The sequence below is a fragment of the Megamonas rupellensis DSM 19944 genome, assembly GCF_000378365.1.
Taxonomy (GTDB): Bacteria; Bacillota; Negativicutes; order Selenomonadales; family Selenomonadaceae; genus Megamonas; species Megamonas funiformis.
In genome coordinates, this window is the sequence record NZ_KB899574.1 from 14,633 (window position 1) to 32,160 (window position 17,528).

At 31.8% G+C, this 17,528-nt stretch carries 21 protein-coding genes; 4 read left to right on the top strand and 17 right to left on the bottom strand.

The window, feature by feature from the left end:
* Positions 1–8: 8 nt before the first annotated feature.
* From mraY to F553_RS0104720, 7 genes are all read right to left on the bottom strand, one after another.
* A complete protein-coding gene (gene mraY / locus F553_RS0104690) occupies positions 9–983 on the bottom strand; it encodes a phospho-N-acetylmuramoyl-pentapeptide-transferase (protein ID WP_008538358.1) in 975 nt (324 codons plus the stop codon).
* On the bottom strand, positions 980–2,371 hold the full coding sequence (locus F553_RS0104695) for a UDP-N-acetylmuramoyl-tripeptide--D-alanyl-D-alanine ligase (RefSeq protein ID WP_018999201.1): 1,392 nt from the start codon (positions 2,369–2,371) through the stop codon (positions 980–982). Before F553_RS0104695 ends, mraY begins: the two co-directional genes overlap by 4 nt.
* Positions 2,364–3,854: a UDP-N-acetylmuramoyl-L-alanyl-D-glutamate--2,6-diaminopimelate ligase gene (locus F553_RS0104700; protein ID WP_018999202.1), complete on the bottom strand. Its 1,491-nt coding sequence runs from the start codon at positions 3,852–3,854 to the stop codon at positions 2,364–2,366. Before F553_RS0104700 ends, F553_RS0104695 begins: the two co-directional genes overlap by 8 nt.
* Positions 3,855–4,008: 154 nt before the next feature.
* Positions 4,009–4,380 carry a cell division protein FtsL gene (gene ftsL, locus F553_RS0104705; RefSeq protein WP_018999203.1) on the bottom strand — a complete coding sequence of 124 codons (372 nt, stop codon included), beginning with the start codon at positions 4,378–4,380 and terminating at the stop codon, positions 4,009–4,011.
* An 18-nt stretch (positions 4,381–4,398) separates the two neighbouring features.
* Positions 4,399–5,334: a 16S rRNA (cytosine(1402)-N(4))-methyltransferase RsmH gene (rsmH, locus tag F553_RS0104710; protein WP_008538362.1), complete on the bottom strand. Its 936-nt coding sequence runs from the start codon at positions 5,332–5,334 to the stop codon at positions 4,399–4,401.
* Positions 5,335–5,424: 90 nt separating this feature from the next.
* Entirely contained in the window at positions 5,425–6,234 is an 810-nt protein-coding gene (locus F553_RS0104715) for a polysaccharide deacetylase family protein (protein ID WP_018999205.1), read from the bottom strand.
* A gap of 34 nt (positions 6,235–6,268) precedes the next feature.
* Positions 6,269–7,060, bottom strand: coding sequence for a prolipoprotein diacylglyceryl transferase (locus F553_RS0104720; RefSeq protein ID WP_018999206.1), 792 nt, complete (start codon positions 7,058–7,060; stop codon positions 6,269–6,271).
* Between the two features lie 264 nt (positions 7,061–7,324).
* Between F553_RS0104720 and F553_RS0104725 the strand changes: the two genes are divergently transcribed.
* From F553_RS0104725 to F553_RS12655, 4 genes are all read left to right on the top strand, one after another.
* On the top strand, positions 7,325–7,525 hold the full coding sequence (locus F553_RS0104725) for a DUF1858 domain-containing protein (RefSeq protein ID WP_008538365.1): 201 nt from the start codon (positions 7,325–7,327) through the stop codon (positions 7,523–7,525).
* Positions 7,526–7,590: 65 nt separating this feature from the next.
* Positions 7,591–8,055 carry a YbaK/EbsC family protein gene (locus tag F553_RS0104730; RefSeq protein ID WP_018999207.1) on the top strand — a complete coding sequence of 155 codons (465 nt, stop codon included), beginning with the start codon at positions 7,591–7,593 and terminating at the stop codon, positions 8,053–8,055.
* A gap of 29 nt (positions 8,056–8,084) precedes the next feature.
* Positions 8,085–8,570, top strand: coding sequence for a ferredoxin-like domain-containing protein (locus F553_RS12085; protein ID WP_018999208.1), 486 nt, complete (start codon positions 8,085–8,087; stop codon positions 8,568–8,570).
* Positions 8,564–8,764 carry a hypothetical protein gene (locus F553_RS12655; protein WP_018999209.1) on the top strand — a complete coding sequence of 67 codons (201 nt, stop codon included), beginning with the start codon at positions 8,564–8,566 and terminating at the stop codon, positions 8,762–8,764. The genes F553_RS12085 and F553_RS12655 overlap by 7 nt, the downstream gene beginning before the upstream one ends.
* An 81-nt stretch (positions 8,765–8,845) precedes the next feature.
* Here F553_RS12655 and F553_RS0104740 read toward each other — a convergent pair whose 3' ends face one another.
* The 10 genes from F553_RS0104740 to pyrH all read right to left on the bottom strand — a co-directional run bounded on the left by F553_RS0104740 (position 8,846) and on the right by pyrH (position 17,375).
* Complete coding sequence (locus F553_RS0104740; RefSeq protein ID WP_018999210.1) at positions 8,846–10,552, bottom strand: proline--tRNA ligase; 1,707 nt, start codon at positions 10,550–10,552, stop codon at positions 8,846–8,848.
* A gap of 160 nt (positions 10,553–10,712) precedes the next feature.
* Positions 10,713–11,771, bottom strand: a complete 1,059-nt coding sequence (gene ispG, locus F553_RS0104745; protein ID WP_018999211.1) for a flavodoxin-dependent (E)-4-hydroxy-3-methylbut-2-enyl-diphosphate synthase — start codon at positions 11,769–11,771, stop codon at positions 10,713–10,715.
* A gap of 37 nt (positions 11,772–11,808) precedes the next feature.
* A complete protein-coding gene (rseP, locus tag F553_RS0104750) occupies positions 11,809–12,843 on the bottom strand; it encodes an RIP metalloprotease RseP (protein WP_008538371.1) in 1,035 nt (344 codons plus the stop codon).
* Positions 12,837–13,988 carry a 1-deoxy-D-xylulose-5-phosphate reductoisomerase gene (locus tag F553_RS0104755; RefSeq protein ID WP_015562565.1) on the bottom strand — a complete coding sequence of 384 codons (1,152 nt, stop codon included), beginning with the start codon at positions 13,986–13,988 and terminating at the stop codon, positions 12,837–12,839. The genes rseP and F553_RS0104755 overlap by 7 nt, the downstream gene beginning before the upstream one ends.
* 19 nt (positions 13,989–14,007) lie before the next feature.
* The gene (locus F553_RS0104760; RefSeq protein ID WP_026296932.1) at positions 14,008–14,832 is read right to left on the bottom strand and encodes a phosphatidate cytidylyltransferase; all 825 of its coding nucleotides are present in this window, start codon (positions 14,830–14,832) and stop codon (positions 14,008–14,010) included.
* Between the two features lie 24 nt (positions 14,833–14,856).
* Positions 14,857–15,633 (bottom strand): undecaprenyl pyrophosphate synthase, encoded by a 777-nt coding sequence (locus F553_RS0104765; RefSeq protein WP_018999212.1) that lies wholly within the window; start codon positions 15,631–15,633, stop codon positions 14,857–14,859.
* Positions 15,634–15,716: 83 nt separating this feature from the next.
* Entirely contained in the window at positions 15,717–15,884 is a 168-nt protein-coding gene (locus tag F553_RS0104770) for a 4Fe-4S ferredoxin (RefSeq protein ID WP_008538375.1), read from the bottom strand.
* A gap of 3 nt (positions 15,885–15,887) precedes the next feature.
* Complete coding sequence (locus F553_RS0104775; RefSeq protein WP_008538376.1) at positions 15,888–16,088, bottom strand: hypothetical protein; 201 nt, start codon at positions 16,086–16,088, stop codon at positions 15,888–15,890.
* Positions 16,089–16,092: 4 nt separating this feature from the next.
* On the bottom strand, positions 16,093–16,650 hold the full coding sequence (gene frr / locus F553_RS0104780) for a ribosome recycling factor (protein ID WP_015562568.1): 558 nt from the start codon (positions 16,648–16,650) through the stop codon (positions 16,093–16,095).
* Positions 16,650–17,375, bottom strand: a complete 726-nt coding sequence (gene pyrH, locus F553_RS0104785; protein WP_008538378.1) for a UMP kinase — start codon at positions 17,373–17,375, stop codon at positions 16,650–16,652. The genes frr and pyrH overlap by 1 nt, the downstream gene beginning before the upstream one ends.
* Positions 17,376–17,528 lie beyond the last annotated feature (153 nt).

Sequence of the window (17,528 nt, forward strand, 5' to 3'; positions counted from 1 at the left end):
AATCAGTATTAACTATAATGTAAAGTCAATAAAGCTAAAATACAAAAAACAAATTCAGCAAACCAAAAAGTCATAACTACACGAGTTTCTGACCAACCTTTTAATTCAAAATGATGGTGAATTGGACTCATTAAAAATACGCGTTTACCTGTAGTTTTAAAAGATGTTACCTGAATGATTACAGATAAAGTTTCGATTACAAATAAACCACCTAAGATAATCAATAATAATTCTGTCTTTGTCAAAATTCCAAGACCAGCTAAAACACCACCTAAAGCAAGAGAACCAGTATCACCCATGAATACTTTTGCTGGATGGTAATTGAATTTCAAGAAGGCTACACATGCACCGAAACAAGCAAAACTATAAATCGCTAAATTTGCTTTATTGAAATATAAACAAACAGCAGCAAAACCTAATGAAGCTACAGCCATAGCACCAGATGCTAAACCATCTAAACCATCAGTTAAATTTACAGCATTTGTAGTACCAATAAGCACACCAATTACTAAAACATAATAAAACCAACCAATATCATAAGTTTGTCCAATAAATGGTATCCAAACATCTTGAGTAAGTCCTGTATAATTTATACCAATATAAGTTACAATAATTGCAATAATAAATTGTCCTAGTAATTTTTGTTTAGCTTTTAAACCTAAATTACGTTTTAAAACAACTTTTATATAATCATCTAAAAATCCTAAAACAAAATGACCTAACATTACAAATAAAGCTAAAGCCACTTCTATAGTAAAATCTGCAAAAATTAAAGTTGCAATAGTAATACCACCAACAATCATAATACCGCCCATAGTTGGTGTTCCTGATTTAGCTTGATGACTTTTTGGCCCTTCTTCACGAATGCTTTGACCAAATTTTAATTTATGTAGTTCTGGAATTAAAAATGGTCCTACTGCCAAAACTACAAGGGCAGCAGCTACTGCTGCCCATATCATATTTAAATTAAATGCTTCTATCATTTATATTCTTTCTCCAATAACTCAATTATTTTTTCCATATGCATACCATGAGAGCCTTTAAATAAAACAGTATCTTCTTTTTGTAATTCTTTTTTCAATACATCTACTGCTTCTTCATGACTTGCACATTCAAAAACTTTTGCTACCCCTGCTTTTTTTGCAGCTTCAGCTGTGAATTTTGTCAATGTGCCTCTAGTGATTACAATATCCACACCTAATTTACCAGCTAATAAACCAATATCTTCATGAGCTTTTTGTTCTACACTACCCAATTCAAACATATCACCCATTACTAAAATTTTACGTTTCTTAGCTACTTTAGTTAAATTTTCTAAAGCTGCTTTTGTAGACATTGGACTTGCATTATATGCATCATTTATTAAATTAAAATCAGCTAATCTTTTATATTCAAAACGCATAGCAGTTGGTTTAAATGTAGCTAATCCTTTTTGCATTTCCTCAACAGTAAGTCCACAAGCATAACCTACAGCTAAAGCAGCTAAACAATTATAAACATTGTGTATGCCTATCATATTCAATGTGAAATGAGCTACTTTGTCGCCAACAATTGCATCAAATTCTGTTTTGCCATCATTTACAGTTTTGATATCAAAAGCCTTGATATCGCCTGCATGATTGATACCAAAATAAATTGCATGAGCTTTTGTCAATCTATTCATTTTAGAAACAAATTCATCATCAGCATTTAAAATGACATTTCCATTGATTTCAATAGCTTGTGCCATTTCACCTTTAGCCTTCGCTATATTTTCCATAGATCCTAAAAGTTCCATATGAGTTTCACCTACATTAGTGATTACACCCATTGTAGGTTTAGCGATATCAGTCAATTCTTTAATTTGACCTAATCCTCGCATACCCATTTCCACAACAGCTACATCATAACTTCCATCTAATTGCAATAAAGTCATAGGAAGTCCAATTTCATTATTAAAATTAGCCTGTGTTTTCAATACATTATATTTTCCTGATAATACAGCTGCTGTTAAATCTTTTGTAGTAGTTTTACCATTAGAACCAGTTATTGCTATTACAGGAATATTGAATTTCTTGCGCCAAAAATGAGCTAAATCTTGATATGCTTTTAATGTATCATCTACAGCTAAAATATCTATATCAATATCTTCAATCAAGGAAATATCATAATCTTTATTTACAATAGCCCCAATTGCTCCTTTTTTAGCAGCATCAGCAATAAAATCATGCCCATCAAAGTTTTCACCTTTTAAGGCAATAAATAACATTCCTTCTTCAATTTTTCTAGTATCAGTTGTTACACCGCCAAAAACTGAAGCTGAAGTCAATTTTTTTAAGATAGCATTTGTAGCTTGCATTACTTGTGTTAATGAAAATTGATAATTAGCCATTAATCTTCCCCCTAATTGCTTCAATAGCTACTTCTTTATCATCAAAATGAATAGTTCCTGTTTTCAAAATCTGATAATTTTCATGACCTTTACCCGCAATAAGTACGATATCATCTTTTTGCGCAAGTTCAATAGCTCTGAAAATAGCTGTTCTTCTATCTGTGATTTTTTCATGGAAATTGCCATGAAGTGCAGGAAGTACACCAGCTTCTACTTCAGATAAAATAAATTCTGGATCTTCTGTTCTTGGATTATCAGAAGTTGCAATTACCACATCAGCAAGCTGTGCTGCAATGCGACCCATAATAGGACGTTTTGTTCTATCGCGATCACCACCACAACCAAATACTACAATCAAACGTTTTTTAGCGATTTCACGCGCTGTTTTTAAAACGTTTTCTAATCCATCTGGAGTATGAGCATAATCGACTATTACGCTGAAATCTTGACCTTGACGTACAAGTTCAAAACGTCCTGCTACAGCTTCAAATGCTTCAAGAGTTTCTTTGATTATATCAAAAGAAATTTTTTCAGCTAAAGCTACGCCAATTACACCTAAAATATTATAAACATTGAACATACCTGTAACTTTTAAATCAAAATGAACACAATCATCTTTGTATTTTACATCAAAAGAAGCACCCGATGCTTTTATTTCTACATTTTCAGCTTTTAATACAGCATCATTTTTAATACCATAAGTTATTAAATTGCATTTTGTATGCTCAATCATTGTTTTACTGCCAAGTTCATCATCTAAATTAATTACAGCATTTTTATTAGACTTCACTAAATTTGGTGCAGATAAACTATCAAATAATTTTGCCTTAGCTAGGGCATAATTTTCCATAGTTTTATGATAATCTAAATGGTCTTGAGTAAGATTTGTAAACATTGCAGTATCATATTCACAACCTGCTATACGATTCATATCTAAAGCATGTGAAGATACTTCCATAACTACATAATCGATATTTTGCTTATACATCTTATCTAAGATTTCTTGAAGATCAATCACATCTGGTGTTGTATTGTGAATTGGCATTTCTTCATCTTCAATCATGATTTTAATTGTGCCAATAACACCGACTTTATAACCAGCTTTACGCAAAATATCACGAAGCATATATGTGCTACTTGTTTTACCATTTGTTCCTGTAACACCAATCATACGCATTTTTTTACCTGGATAATCATAAAAATATGGTACAGCAAGTTCCATTGCTTCACGCATATTTGGCACTTTTATAACTGTAATATCTGCAGGAACTTCTACATCTTTTTCAGTCATAATCGCACAAGCTCCAGCTTCTATAGCTTGAGGAATAAATTTATTACCATCTACCCTAGTACCACAGATACATACGAATAAAGTGTTTTTTCTCACACGACGTGAATCATGAGTTATAAACTCAATTTCTTTATTCACATCTCCTTTTACTTCTACATTATTTAATACTGACACTAGTTGTTCAATGGTCATTGGAAACCCTCCTGAATTTGCTTTTTATATCATTTAGCAATCTAAAATCAAACTATATTATAGCTCACTTATTTATATATGTATACTACAAAAAATTAAGCCATAAAATCTTAAAATAAAAATTTGTTTAAGAAATTTATGGCTTAGTTGATAATCAATTTTTAGTTGAAAAGAAAAACTTATCCGGTACTATCATTCCTAATTCTTGTGTAGCAATAGACTGTATTCTTTCTGGTGATTTTAAATGTGCTATTTCTAAATGAAGACGAGAATTTTCTGCTTCTAATACTGTAGATTGATTTTTTAATTGATTTAAATAATAAGCATTGCTAGCAGCTGCACCACTACGCAATATAAAAAATCCTGCTAAAGCTACAACAATCACAAATAAAATAATACATCTTGAACGCAACGCATTATTTACATTTACATTTTTTGCCTGTTCTACTTTTACTAATTTTTTAGTTTTCATCTGTTTATAATTTTTTTGACTTTCGTCATAAACAATTTTGCGTTGCGCTAACATAATAAAATCCTCCTAAGATTATAACTTCTCTGCTACTCTTAATTTTGCACTTTTAGAACGTGAATTATCGTCCATCTCATATTTTGATGGCTTTATAGCTTTACTGCAAAGCTTTATCTCAGGCTTATGATTACATACACAAATTGGTAAATGCGGTGGACAAATGCACCCACGAGATAACTCTTTAAAAACATTCTTTGTTATGCGATCTTCTAAAGAGTGAAAAGTTATTACTGCTATTTTCCCACCCTTATTTAAATGTTTTACTGCTGTTTTAAAAGTATTTTCTAAAATTCCTAATTCATTATTTACTTCTATACGAATAGCCTGAAAAATGCGTTTTGCTGGATGACCCGTTGCTTTTTTTCGCACAGCAGCTGGTATAGCACGGCGAATAATATCCACTAATTCGCCTGTAGTTTCTATTTTCTTTTCTTGACGATATTTTACAATAAACTCAGCTATACGTTTGCTCCAACGTTCTTCACCATATGTTTTAAAAATATGATTTAATTGTTCCTCATCATATTCATTAACCACATTATATGCAGAAAAATCTTGTGTTTTATCCATGCGCATATCAAGTGGTGCATCTTGCATATAAGAAAAACCTCTATCTGCTTCATCTAATTGATATGAGGAAACACCTAAATCAAATAAAATTCCATCAATATATTCTATATTTAAATCATTTAATATGGCTTCTAAATTTTTAAAATTACTATGCACAATATCTATTTTACATTGATATTGTTTTAATCTCTCAGTTGCAACTTTTATAGCATCTTCATCTTGGTCAATACCAATTAAATGACCATTTTCATTTAATTGACTTGCAATTCTTGATGAATGACCTGCTCCACCTAAAGTACAATCCACATATATACCATCAGGTTTAATAGCAAGTCCTGCTATTACTTCTTCTGGTAGAACACTAATATGTTCAAATTCCACCAATGAAACCCCTCTCATTTTATAAAATAATCATATTTATACAAGTATAATTGTAACAGCCATCAAAATTTATTTCAATAGCAAATTCGATTAACTCTTATACCAACCCAATCGTTCAAATACTGGTACATAATGCATGCGTTCATAAAAAGATAAAAATGTATTTTCTGTATGGAAAATAGGTACTCTTTCTAAAGCATAAATATTACTTGCTCTATCCACATTACCATATTTTATCGTAAATGCGCCACGATAACCTGCGTCATTAACTAATTTGGCAATATATAAATTATATGTGCCTGTAGGATAAGCCATAAATTTTGTATCTTGATTTAATTGCGTATCTAATGTTTGTTTAGATTTTGTAAGTTCATCTTTTAACTGCGCTTCTGTAAGCTCTGTCATAGATTTATGACTAGCTGTATGGGATTGAAAATCCATGCCATTTGCTTTCATTTCTTTTATTTGCTCCCAAGTTAAATAATTAGGTTGATTGCTAACAAAATCTGTAATTACAAAAATAGTACCTGTAAAACCATATTTTTTCAAAATTGGATACGCATTTTGGTAATTATCTTCATAACCATCATCAAAAGTAATCATGATAGGATTTTCTGGAAGCTCTGCTCCATTTACCATATAATCATATAATTGGTCAGTATTTATGGTATTATAACCATTTTCTTTTAAATAAGCCATTTGTCGGTCAAAATCTTCCGGTAATACTGATAAAGCTATATTCATATTATCAACCTTATGATAATTTAATATAGTAATTGGAATATCTTCTTCATTTTCTGCCGCTGATACAGGCATTACTTTAGGGCTTGATAAAACTAAAGGCAAACAAACTAACATAATAAATAATATTATTTTTGTATATATTTTTTGTTTAAACACACCTATCTTCTCTCTTTCATCTTAAAATAAACACTCAATTATGTTGAAAACGTTTTACTACATATATAAATACAGTCGCTATCATCACAGTCAATGCTATCCACTGCATTGGATATAATAACATATCTTTATTAACACTAAAATACATAAAGCCAATACCAAATCTAATAATAGCCATCAAAATAACACTAAATAAAAAAACTGTGCCTTCAGCTAAAAATTTATATTTTCTATTTATAAGTAAACACAAAACAGAAATTATAAATACTATACTATAAGCAAAAGCTTGATATAAAGCTACTGGCTGAAAATATTGATATGCTTCAAAGCCTGTTGGACGATACCTATATTCTACATATTCAGCTAAACTATGGTCATTAGGAATATCTAAACCTAGCGGAGTTCCCAATGAAAATTGCATCATAAAGTTTGCTAGTTGCAAAATAATCAGACCAAATAAAATCGAAGGCATCATCAAATCAAACCACAACCATAAATTATAACCATATTTACGCAAAAAAACTATACTTGTTGCTAGAAAACCCAATAATGCTCCATAAATAGATAGACCACCTTGCCAAATACAAAAAATTTGACTTATATTTGACATATATGCATCTAAATGTATAATTACATAAAAAATTCTAGCACATATCAAACTCACAGGAATTATAAAAATCAATAAATCCCACATGGGGCTGAATTTTTCACCATATAATTTAAACATTATTTTACTTATACCTAAGCCTATTAATAATGCAAAGACAATTATTAAGCCATACCAATAAATATTGATATCACCTAAATAAAAAGCTACAAATTCCATAAAATCTCCCTCTTTATCCCCACAACACATTTTTTATTTTTCATAATGTCTTATTGTACTGCTATCTAAAAAATTTATCAATTATCTATCTTTATTATTTTTCATTAAAAATAATTTAAAATAAATTCATATCATTTTTCTATGATTATTTACAAAAATATTATTTACTTATACCAAAACTAAAAAAAATATGATATAATTCCCATGTGAATAAAATTAATTATCAAATTTCACTATAAATCATAAATAAAGGAGATATTTTTCATGACTATAACTAAAGAAATGGGTATTATGGAAGTTGTTAGCCAATATCCTGAAACTGTAGAAGTATTCGTAAACGCTGGTATGGGTTGCCTCGGTTGTGCTGCTGCTCACTTTGAAAACATCGAACAAGGTGCAGGCGCTCATGGCATCGATATCGATAAACTCATCGAAGATTTAAATGCTGCTATCGAAGCAAAATAATATATTATAAAATAAAGCCACTGACTTTTGTTAGTGGCTTTTATTTTTAAAAGGAGCTGTTCTTTATGTCCATAGAAAAAGTAAAATCATATTTCAAACAATTTAATATGGAAGATAAAATTATGGAATTTCCTGTTTCTAGTGCTACGGTAACTGAAGCTGCTAAAGCTTTAAATTGCCAAGAAGCTCATATTGCCAAAACTATGTCTTTTAAATTAAATGAAGATGCTATTCTTGTAGTTATGGCTGGTGATATGCGAATTGATAACCATAAATTCAAAGAAAAATTTCACAAAAAAGCTACTATGCTCAAAGCTGATGAAGTTGAGCCTATGACTGGCTTTCCTATCGGTGGAGTTTGTCCATTTGCTCCTAAAGATGGCGTAAAAGTATATCTTGATGAATCTTTAAAACGCTTTGATAAAGTTTATCCTGCTTGTGGTAGCCGAAATAGTGCTATTGAACTTAGTATTCCTGAACTAGAAAAATATTCTAAAGCTGTTGAATGGGTAAATATTGGTAAAAACTAAACAATATGTAAATACAAAGGAGAAATAAAATGATACCAGCAGGTATAATCCATCAAAAAAATAATTTCTATACAGCTAGAATTGTAGGTAATTGTGGCGAATTTTCAGCTCAAGAATTAATAGCTATCGCTCAAATTGCTTCAACATATGGCAATGGTAAAATTACTGCCACATCTAGAGGTACTATAGAAATTGAACAAATTTCCCCAGATAATATTGAGAGCATGTTAGCTGAAATAAAAGCACACAATCTGCGCTTAGGTGGTACAGGGACTACAGTTAGAGCTATCGTCAGCTGTAAAGGTACTACTTGCACTAAGGGTTTATATGATGTACATGCTTTAGCAACAGAATTAGATGATTTATTTTATGGTCAAATCGTACCTAAAAAATTAAAAATTGGTGTGTTTGGCTGTATCAATAGCTTAGGCAAAGCAAAATCTCAAGATATTGGCATAATGCCATCATTTAAAAATCCACATAAATTTGAAATATATATATCGGTGGATTGTTAGGAAATAACCCTGTATATGGTCAACATATCGATATTGCTTTAAATAAAGAACAATTAATTTGTGCTATAAAATTTATCATTAAAATTTATCAAAAAAATGGCAAATATCCTCAACGATTACGCAAAGTCTTAGATATAAATCCTAATCTTTGGCAAGAAATAACTGATTATTTAACAAAATTAGTTCAAAAATAATAAAATAGCAAAAGCACCTTAAAAGTCAAAACAATCTAACTTTTAAGGTGCTTTTTTATATAATGTCGTACTTAAAATCTATTATAAATTTTTAAGCATATCTTTTACTGTTTGTGCACAATCATCAACTTTTACATTAGAAGTAGCACCATCACGACGAACTTTAATTTCTACTTCATTAGCATCTAAAAGTTTAGGGCTTACAGTAATACGTACTGGATAGCCAATTAAATCAGCATCTTTGAATTTTACGCCAGCTCTGTCTTTTCTATCATCTAAAAGTACATCTATACCAGCATTTTTCATATCAGCATAAAGTTTTTCTGCAATCTGCATTTGAGCTTCATCTTTAGCGTTGATAGGTACAATAACTACTTCAAATGGTGCAATAGATGCAGGCCAAATAATACCATTGTCATCATGGAATTGTTCAATAGCAGCTGCCATTGTACGGCTAACACCGATACCATAGCAACCCATGATCAATGGTTTTTCTTTACCATTTTCATCAAGGAAAGTAGCACCGAGTGCTTTACTGTATTTTATACCAAGTTTAAATACTTGTCCTACTTCAATACCATGAGTCATTTTTACTGGAGCGCCACAATGAGGACATGGATCTCCTTGGGCAATAAGGCGAATATCAGCTATGATTACATCACCAAAATCGCGTTTTGGATTAGCATTTTTATAGTGGCAATCTTCTTCATTTGCACCGCAAACAGCATTATGCATTTCCATTACTGTAGCATCAACAACCACGATTGCATCTTTGCTAAGACCAATTGGACTCATGAAACCAGGCACACCACCAATAGCGCGAATAGCAGACTCTTCTGCCATTTTTAATGTGATTGCTCCTGTAATATTTTGTAATTTTACATCATTTACTTCATGGTCACCACGAACAAATGCACAGATTACTTGATCTTTTTCATTTTGGAAAATAACAGCTTTAATATTTTTTTCAAGTGGAGTATTTAAAAATTCAGCTACAGCTTCAATAGTTTTTGTACCAGGAGTATTTACTTTTTCAAGTGGTAATTCCTCTTCAACTGGTGCAACAATTGGCTTTAATTCGGATTTTTCAGCGTTTGCTGCATAATCGCATTTTTCACAGTAAACGATATCAGATTCACCTGTTTCAGCTAATACAGTGAATTCATGTGTTGTAGCATTACCAATAGCACCGCCATCAGCTTCTACAGGGCGGAATGTAAGACCACAACGATTGAAGATATTTGTATATGCATCATACATATCTTTATAAGATTTATCAAGTCCTGCTTCATCTTTATCAAAAGAATAAGCATCTTTCATGATAAATTCACGACCACGCATAAGACCAAAACGAGGACGAATTTCATCACGATATTTATTTTGAATTTGATATAACAATAATGGTAATTGTTTATAAGAACGTACTTCATTACGTACTAAATCTGTAATAATTTCTTCATGTGTTGGTCCAAGGCAGAATTCACGATTATGTCTGTCCACTAAACGGAACATTTCTTCGCCAAAAACTTCCCAACGACCAGTTTCTTTCCAAAGTTCAGCAGGTTGTACAATTGGAAGAGCTAATTCTTGACCGTCTTTAGCTTCCATTTCTTCACGAATAATTTGTTCTATTTTGCGTAAAGTACGCCAAGCAAGAGGCAAATATGTATAAACCCCACCTGCTACTTTACGAATAAAACCAGCTCTAAGCATTAGCTGATGACTAGGTACTTCAGCTTCTGCTGGAGTCTGACGCAATGTAGGCGCATAAAGTTTAGATGTACGCACTATAAATTCCTCCTAAAATATATGGGAAAAACCCTTTTCAATATTAATTAACTTATATATTCTATCATACTTTAGCTAAAATAAAAATGTTCATTATCTTCTTTGCCACTAAAAAAGCTGTAATAAAATTAAAAACTAAAATTTTATTACAGCTTCTTTTTTATTTTATAAGTTTATCTAATTCTTCAAATAAAGCATCTACTAATTTATCTTCAGCAACTTTATTTATAACTTCGCCTTTGCGGAAGACTAATCCTTCACCTTTACCGCCAGCGATACCAATATCAGCATCACGAGCTTCACCTGGGCCATTTACAACACAACCCATAACAGCAACTTTAATAGGTTTTGTTATTCCTGACAATCTTTGTTCTACTTTTTCAGCAATACTTGGTAAATCAATATTACAACGACCGCAAGTAGGACATGAAATAAGTGTAGGTCCATATTCTTTAAGACCTAATGCTTTTAAAATTTCATTTGCTACTTTTACTTCATTTACAGGATCACCAGTCAAAGAAATGCGGAATGTATCGCCGATGCCTTCAGCAAGTAAAGCACCTATACCTACAGCGGATTTAATAATTCCTGTATTTACAGTGCCTGCTTCTGTTATGCCTAAATGAAGTGGATAATCCACTGTTTCACTCATCAAGCGATAAGCATCTAGCGTCAATGGTACATCATGTGCTTTTAGTGAAATTTTAATATCATAGAAATTTAATTTTTCTAGAATTCTTATATGCTCTAAAGCACTTTCAACTAACGCTTCTGCTGTTACTTTACCATATTTTGCCAACAATTTCTTATCAAGTGAACCTGCATTAACACCTATGCGTATAGGAATATTTCTTGTTTTTGCAGCTTCAACTACTGCTTTTACACGCTCTTCATCACCGATATTCCCAGGATTAATACGAAGTGCATCTATACCCTGTTCTATAGCTTTTAAAGCAAGACGATAATCAAAATGAATATCTGCAACTAAAGGTACATCGACTTGACTTTTAATATTGTAAATATTTTCAGCTGCTGACATATCAGGTACAGCTACACGAACAATATCACAACCAGCATCTACTAATGCTTTAATCTGTGCTACTGTAGCATTTGTATCTGTTGTTTTAGTATTAGTCATAGATTGCACAGAAATCGGTGCACCACCACCAATTTTTACATCACCAATACTGATTTGTCGTGTCATTTTTCTTTTTATCATTATATCCAACACCTTTTTATGTTGTATTTATTAACTCTTAACCAAATAAACGACCAACATCTTGAGCTGTAGCGAAGAACATCAAGGATAATAATAAAATTATACCAGCCATTTGCACTACTCTCACATATTTAGCTTCAATAGCTTTGCCACGAATTGCTTCTACTAATAAGACTACAAAATGTCCGCCATCTAAAGCAGGAATTGGCAATAAATTTATTACTCCTAAGTTCAAGCTCAATAATGCAGCAAATTGTAATAATGGAACTAAACCTAAATGTGCAGCTTGACTAGTCATTTGAGCTACACCCACTGGTCCAGATAATTCTGCACTAACACTACCTGTTATCATGCCAATAAGACCACTATACATTTGGTAAATAATATTTACTACTGTAGCAAATGCTAAAGCAATTGATTCACCAAAGCCTACACTTTTTACATCAACTGGCGCAGTTACCCCAATCAAAGCACGCTTAGCTTGTTCATCATATTTTGGCACAACAGAAGTAGCCATCTGCTCATTATCACGGATAAATTCTATTTTTAAAATTTTTCCATCAGCATTTTGCACTTTCTGTACAAAATTTGTCCATGAAGTAATTTGTTCTCCATTTACGCTTAAAATTTTATCTCCATCTTTTAAGCCAGCTTGACTTGCTGCTTCTCCAGAAATAACTTGCCCTAAAACTGGAGCATTTGATGGAGTTTGTATACCATTAAAGAAAAAAACTCCTGCAAAAATCAAAAAAGGTAAAATAAAGTTCATTATCGAACCAGCTAAAATTACAATCATTCTAGCCCATACAGGACGAGCCCAATACGCTCTATCTCCTGCATCTTCATCCATGCCTTTTTCCATTCCTGCAATTTTATTAAAACCACCAAGAGGAATAGCTCTTATAGAATATACTGTTTCCCCTCTTTTTGTACTTACTAATTTAGGACCAAAACCAATTGCAAATTCATCTACACGCATACCAGTTTTTTTTGCAGTAATAAAATGTCCAAATTCATGAACCAATACTAGCAAACCAAAGACAAATACAATAGCAATTGCACTGATTAACACTTATAAATCTTCTCCTTTACTTGCTTACGAATATTGCTATCAATTTCAAATAAATCTTCAAGTTCTGGTTCTATCAAAGTTATATGAGATTGCATAGCTTCTTCTATTATATCATAAATATCTAAGAAACTAATCTTTTCATTTAAGAAAGCTTCTACAGCAATTTCATTGGTAGCATTCATCACACAAGGCATAGAACCGCCTATTTTTCCTGCTTCATACGCTAAAGCAAGACCTCTAAATGTGTCTGTATCTGGCTTTTCAAAAGTTAAATCTTTCATTTGCCAAAAATCTAATTTTTCAGCAGGACAAACCATTCTTTCTGGATAAGTAAGTGCATACTGTATAGGAAGTCTCATATCAGTTGAACCTAATTGAGCAATAACTGAGCCGTCCACATATTGCACCATAGAATGAATAATACTTTGTGGGTGAACTACTACCTGAATTTTATCATAATCCACATTATATAATTGTTTTGCTTCAATTACTTCTAAGCCTTTATTCATCAAAGATGCGCTATCAATAGTAATCTTGCGTCCCATTTTCCATGTTGGATGACTTAAGCATTGTTTTACTGAAACATTTCTTAACTCTTCTATTTTCTTACCTCTAAAAGGGCCACCAGAGGCAGTAACTAATAATTTATCAACTTTATTCATATCTTCGCCATGTAAACATTGAAATAATGCTCCATGTTCACTATCAATCGGCATGATTTCAATTTGTTTTTCACGAGCTTTTTTCATAACTAAATCACCAGCTACTACTAAAGTTTCCTTATTAGCTAGTGCGATATTTTTACCAGCTTCAATAGCTCTCATAGTTGGACGAAGACCTGCAAAACCCATTAATGAAGTAACTACTGTATCAATTTTATCTGTAGTAGCCCCTTCGATTAATCCTTCTTCTCCATAATATAATTTAGTTTCTCCTACATAACGAGCTTTTAATTTTTCATAAGCTTCTTTATTATGCAAAATCGCCATAGCTGGTTTAAATTCATTTATTTGCTGTTCTAATAATTCATCATTATTATTAGCCGCTAAAACTTCAATTTTCAAGAAATCACTATGATTTCTAACTACATCTAAAGTTTGAGTTCCAATTGAACCAGTTGAACCTAATACTGCAATTTTTTTCATTATATTATATTCCTTTACCTTAAATATCTAATAAAAATATTGCTATATAATAAACGAGCGGTGCTGTAAATAATAAACTATCAAATCTATCTAACACGCCACCATGACCTGGAATTAAAGTACCTGAATCTTTGATACCCACAAATCTTTTAATACAAGACTCTACTAAATCGCCAAATGTACCAATAATTGCTATCAATGCACCCATTAATAACATAATCATCATATCAAAATTAAAATAACTGCCTAAAAGACCTACACATATCATTGAACCTAAAATTCCGCCAACAAAACCTTCAACGCTTTTTTTAGGACTGATTTCTGGACATAAACGATGTTTACCTATACTACAACCTACAAAATAAGCAAAACTATCACTAGCCCATGTACCAATAAAAGTAAGCCATATTAAAATACAACCTACAGAAAATTCCCCTAAAAGACTATTTGTCGCTAAAATAGTTGAGTTCTCAATCATTCTAAGCATTATTAAATGATAAAAAGGAATAGCTATATACATTGTTCCTGCTAAAGTAATACAACCATCTAACACAGAAAAATGCTTATGATTAAATATCATATTCATTAAGGAAACAAATATAGCTACTACAATACCAAATGCAATATTATTAGCCATATATCCACTTAATACCATAAAACAAATAATCAATAAGCCCCAAAACAATGGTATATTATAATTCTTATGGGCAAAAGCATTTACATATTCTCGCCAAGCAAGACAAGCAAGCAATATAGAAACTGCTATAAATAATGAACCCCCTATTTGAATTACACCTGTAGCTATTATCATACCAATAATTCCACTGATAATTCGCGTTAGCAAAATCTTCCACCGCCCTAAATATAATTATTTGCTACTCAAACCACCAAATCTTCTATCTCTCTTTTGAAAATCGACAATTGCTTGAAGAAATTCTTCAGAAGAAAAATCTGGCCAATTTGTTTTTGTAAACCAAAATTCGGCATACGCTGCCTGCCATAATAAGAAATTACTCAATCGTATATCGCCACTTGTTCTAATCATCAAATCTACAGGTGGTAAATCTTTTGTATATAAATTATCGTCAATCACTTTATCATCAATTTTATCAATAGATAAATCACCTGATTGTACTTCACTAGCTATATTTTTTACTGCTGTTACAATCTCATCTCTACCACCATAATTTACAGCAACATTAAATCTTACACCAGTATTTTTTTTAGTGCGTTCTTCTGCTGCATGTAATTCATTTGGTAAATTGCCTGGTAATTCATCAACTCTTCCAATAAAGTGAATACGTACATTATCTTCACACATTTCATCAATTTGTTCTGCTAAAAAACTAGAAAATAAATTCATCAGAAAATTAACTTCTGTCATTGGTCTTTTCCAATTTTCAGTAGAAAATGCATATACTGTTAAAATAGGTATATTATATTTTATACAAGTTTTAAGAATTTTTTTTAGTGTTTTCACGCCAGCTTTATGTCCAGATGTTCTAATTAAACCCTTTCCAGTAGCCCAGCGACCATTTCCATCCATAATTATACCAACATGTTGTGGTAATTTATTTAAATCTAATTGTTTATCTATAGAAATATCTCTTTTTTCTTTTTTAGAAGAAAATATTTTTTTGAGCATACTAGAAGCCCCTTCCACATAAAATATAAGAAATAAGCCCCTCTTTAGAGGGGCCTTTCCAGTGCTTATTGCTAATAAAACAATTATGCTTCAATAGCACCTGCTGGACAACCAGCTTGACATGCACCACATTCTACACACATATCTGCATCAATTTCATAATGGTTTTCACCTTCAGAAATAGCGCCTACAGGGCAAGTACCTGCGCAAGCACCGCAAGAAATGCAATCATCAGTAATTTTATAAGCCATCTATTACACCTCCTTTCGCATCTTGGCAGCAGCTGTAAGCTCTAATACATTATCATCTAAAACTTTTACTCTGACAATATATAGTTTACTATCATCAACTTTAAAATAGCCTCTCATTGGCACAGTATAGTTCATTTTAAATTTTATATTTCTAGAATTTAATCGCTCTATAGCCTCAACAGCTGGCAATCCTAAATATTCCATACAATCAAACTTCCATTATTTCTTTTTCTTTTTCCGCTCTAGCAATATCGATTTCTTTAATATATTTATCTACGATTTTTTGAATATCTTCTTGAGCTTTTTTAGCATCATCTTCTGTGATAGATTTTGCTTTTTCTAATTTTTTAATAGCTTCATTAGCATCACGGCGAATATTACGAACAGATACTTTAGATTCTTCTGCACGTTTATTCAATGTTTTTACAAGATCAGTACGACGTTCTTCAGTGAGCTGAGGTATATTTAAACGAATTACTGTACCATCATTATTTGGGCTAAGACCAAGGTCAGATCTTGTAATTGCTTTTTCAATTTCATGAAGCATTGGTTTTTCCCATGGTTGAATTAAAATCATACGAGGTTCAGGAACAGAGATATTACCTACCTGATTTACTGGTACTAAAGAACCGTAATATTCTACCATTACTTTATCTAATAATGCAGGAGTTGCACGACCTGCACGAAGAGAAGCAAATTCAGATTTTGCTGCACTTAAAGTTTTTTTCATACGCTCTTCATTTTTAGCTATTACTTCTTTAATCATTAATCATTACCTCCAACAGTTGTTCCAATATTTTCGCCTAAAGCAGCTTTTAAAATATTTTCATGATTATCTATATTAAATACTACTAAAGGAATTTTATTATCCATGCAAAGACTTGTTGCTGTAGAATCCATTACTGCAAGTCCACGATTTAATACTTCTAAATATTCAAGGCTATCGAATTTCTTAGCTTCAGGATTTTTATTAGGATCGGAATCATATACACCATCTGTATTCTTTTTACCCATTAAAATAACTTCAGCTTCAATTTCAGCAGCACGAAGAGCAGCAGTTGTATCTGTGGAGAAATAAGGATTACCTGTACCAGCACCGAAGATAACAACTCTACCTTTTTCTAAATGACGAATTGCTTTACGACGAATATAAGGTTCAGCAACTTGACGCATTTCAATAGCAGATTGAACACGGCTATCAACGCCCATACCTTCTAAAGCATCTTGAAGTGCTAAAGCATTCATCACTGTAGCAAGCATACCCATATAATCTGCTGTAGCTCTATCCATACCTTTATTGCTACCAGCAAGACCACGCCAAATATTTCCGCCACCTACAACGATAGCTACTTCAATACCATACTCACGTACTTTTTTAATTTGTTTAGCGATAGATTCAACAACTTCTGGATTAATACCAAAACGCTGTTCACCAGCTAAAGATTCACCACTTAATTTGAAAACTATACGTTTATATTTAATATCAGCCACAATAAAACCTCCATAAAAACTTATAATTATCAACCTGCATAATATCTTTTCTTATTTTATCATATATCTATGGCAAACGGTAGACATTATAATTTTTTTCTATATCTAATTTTTATACTAATTTTATCTTATTACAAAAAAGAGAACACCGAA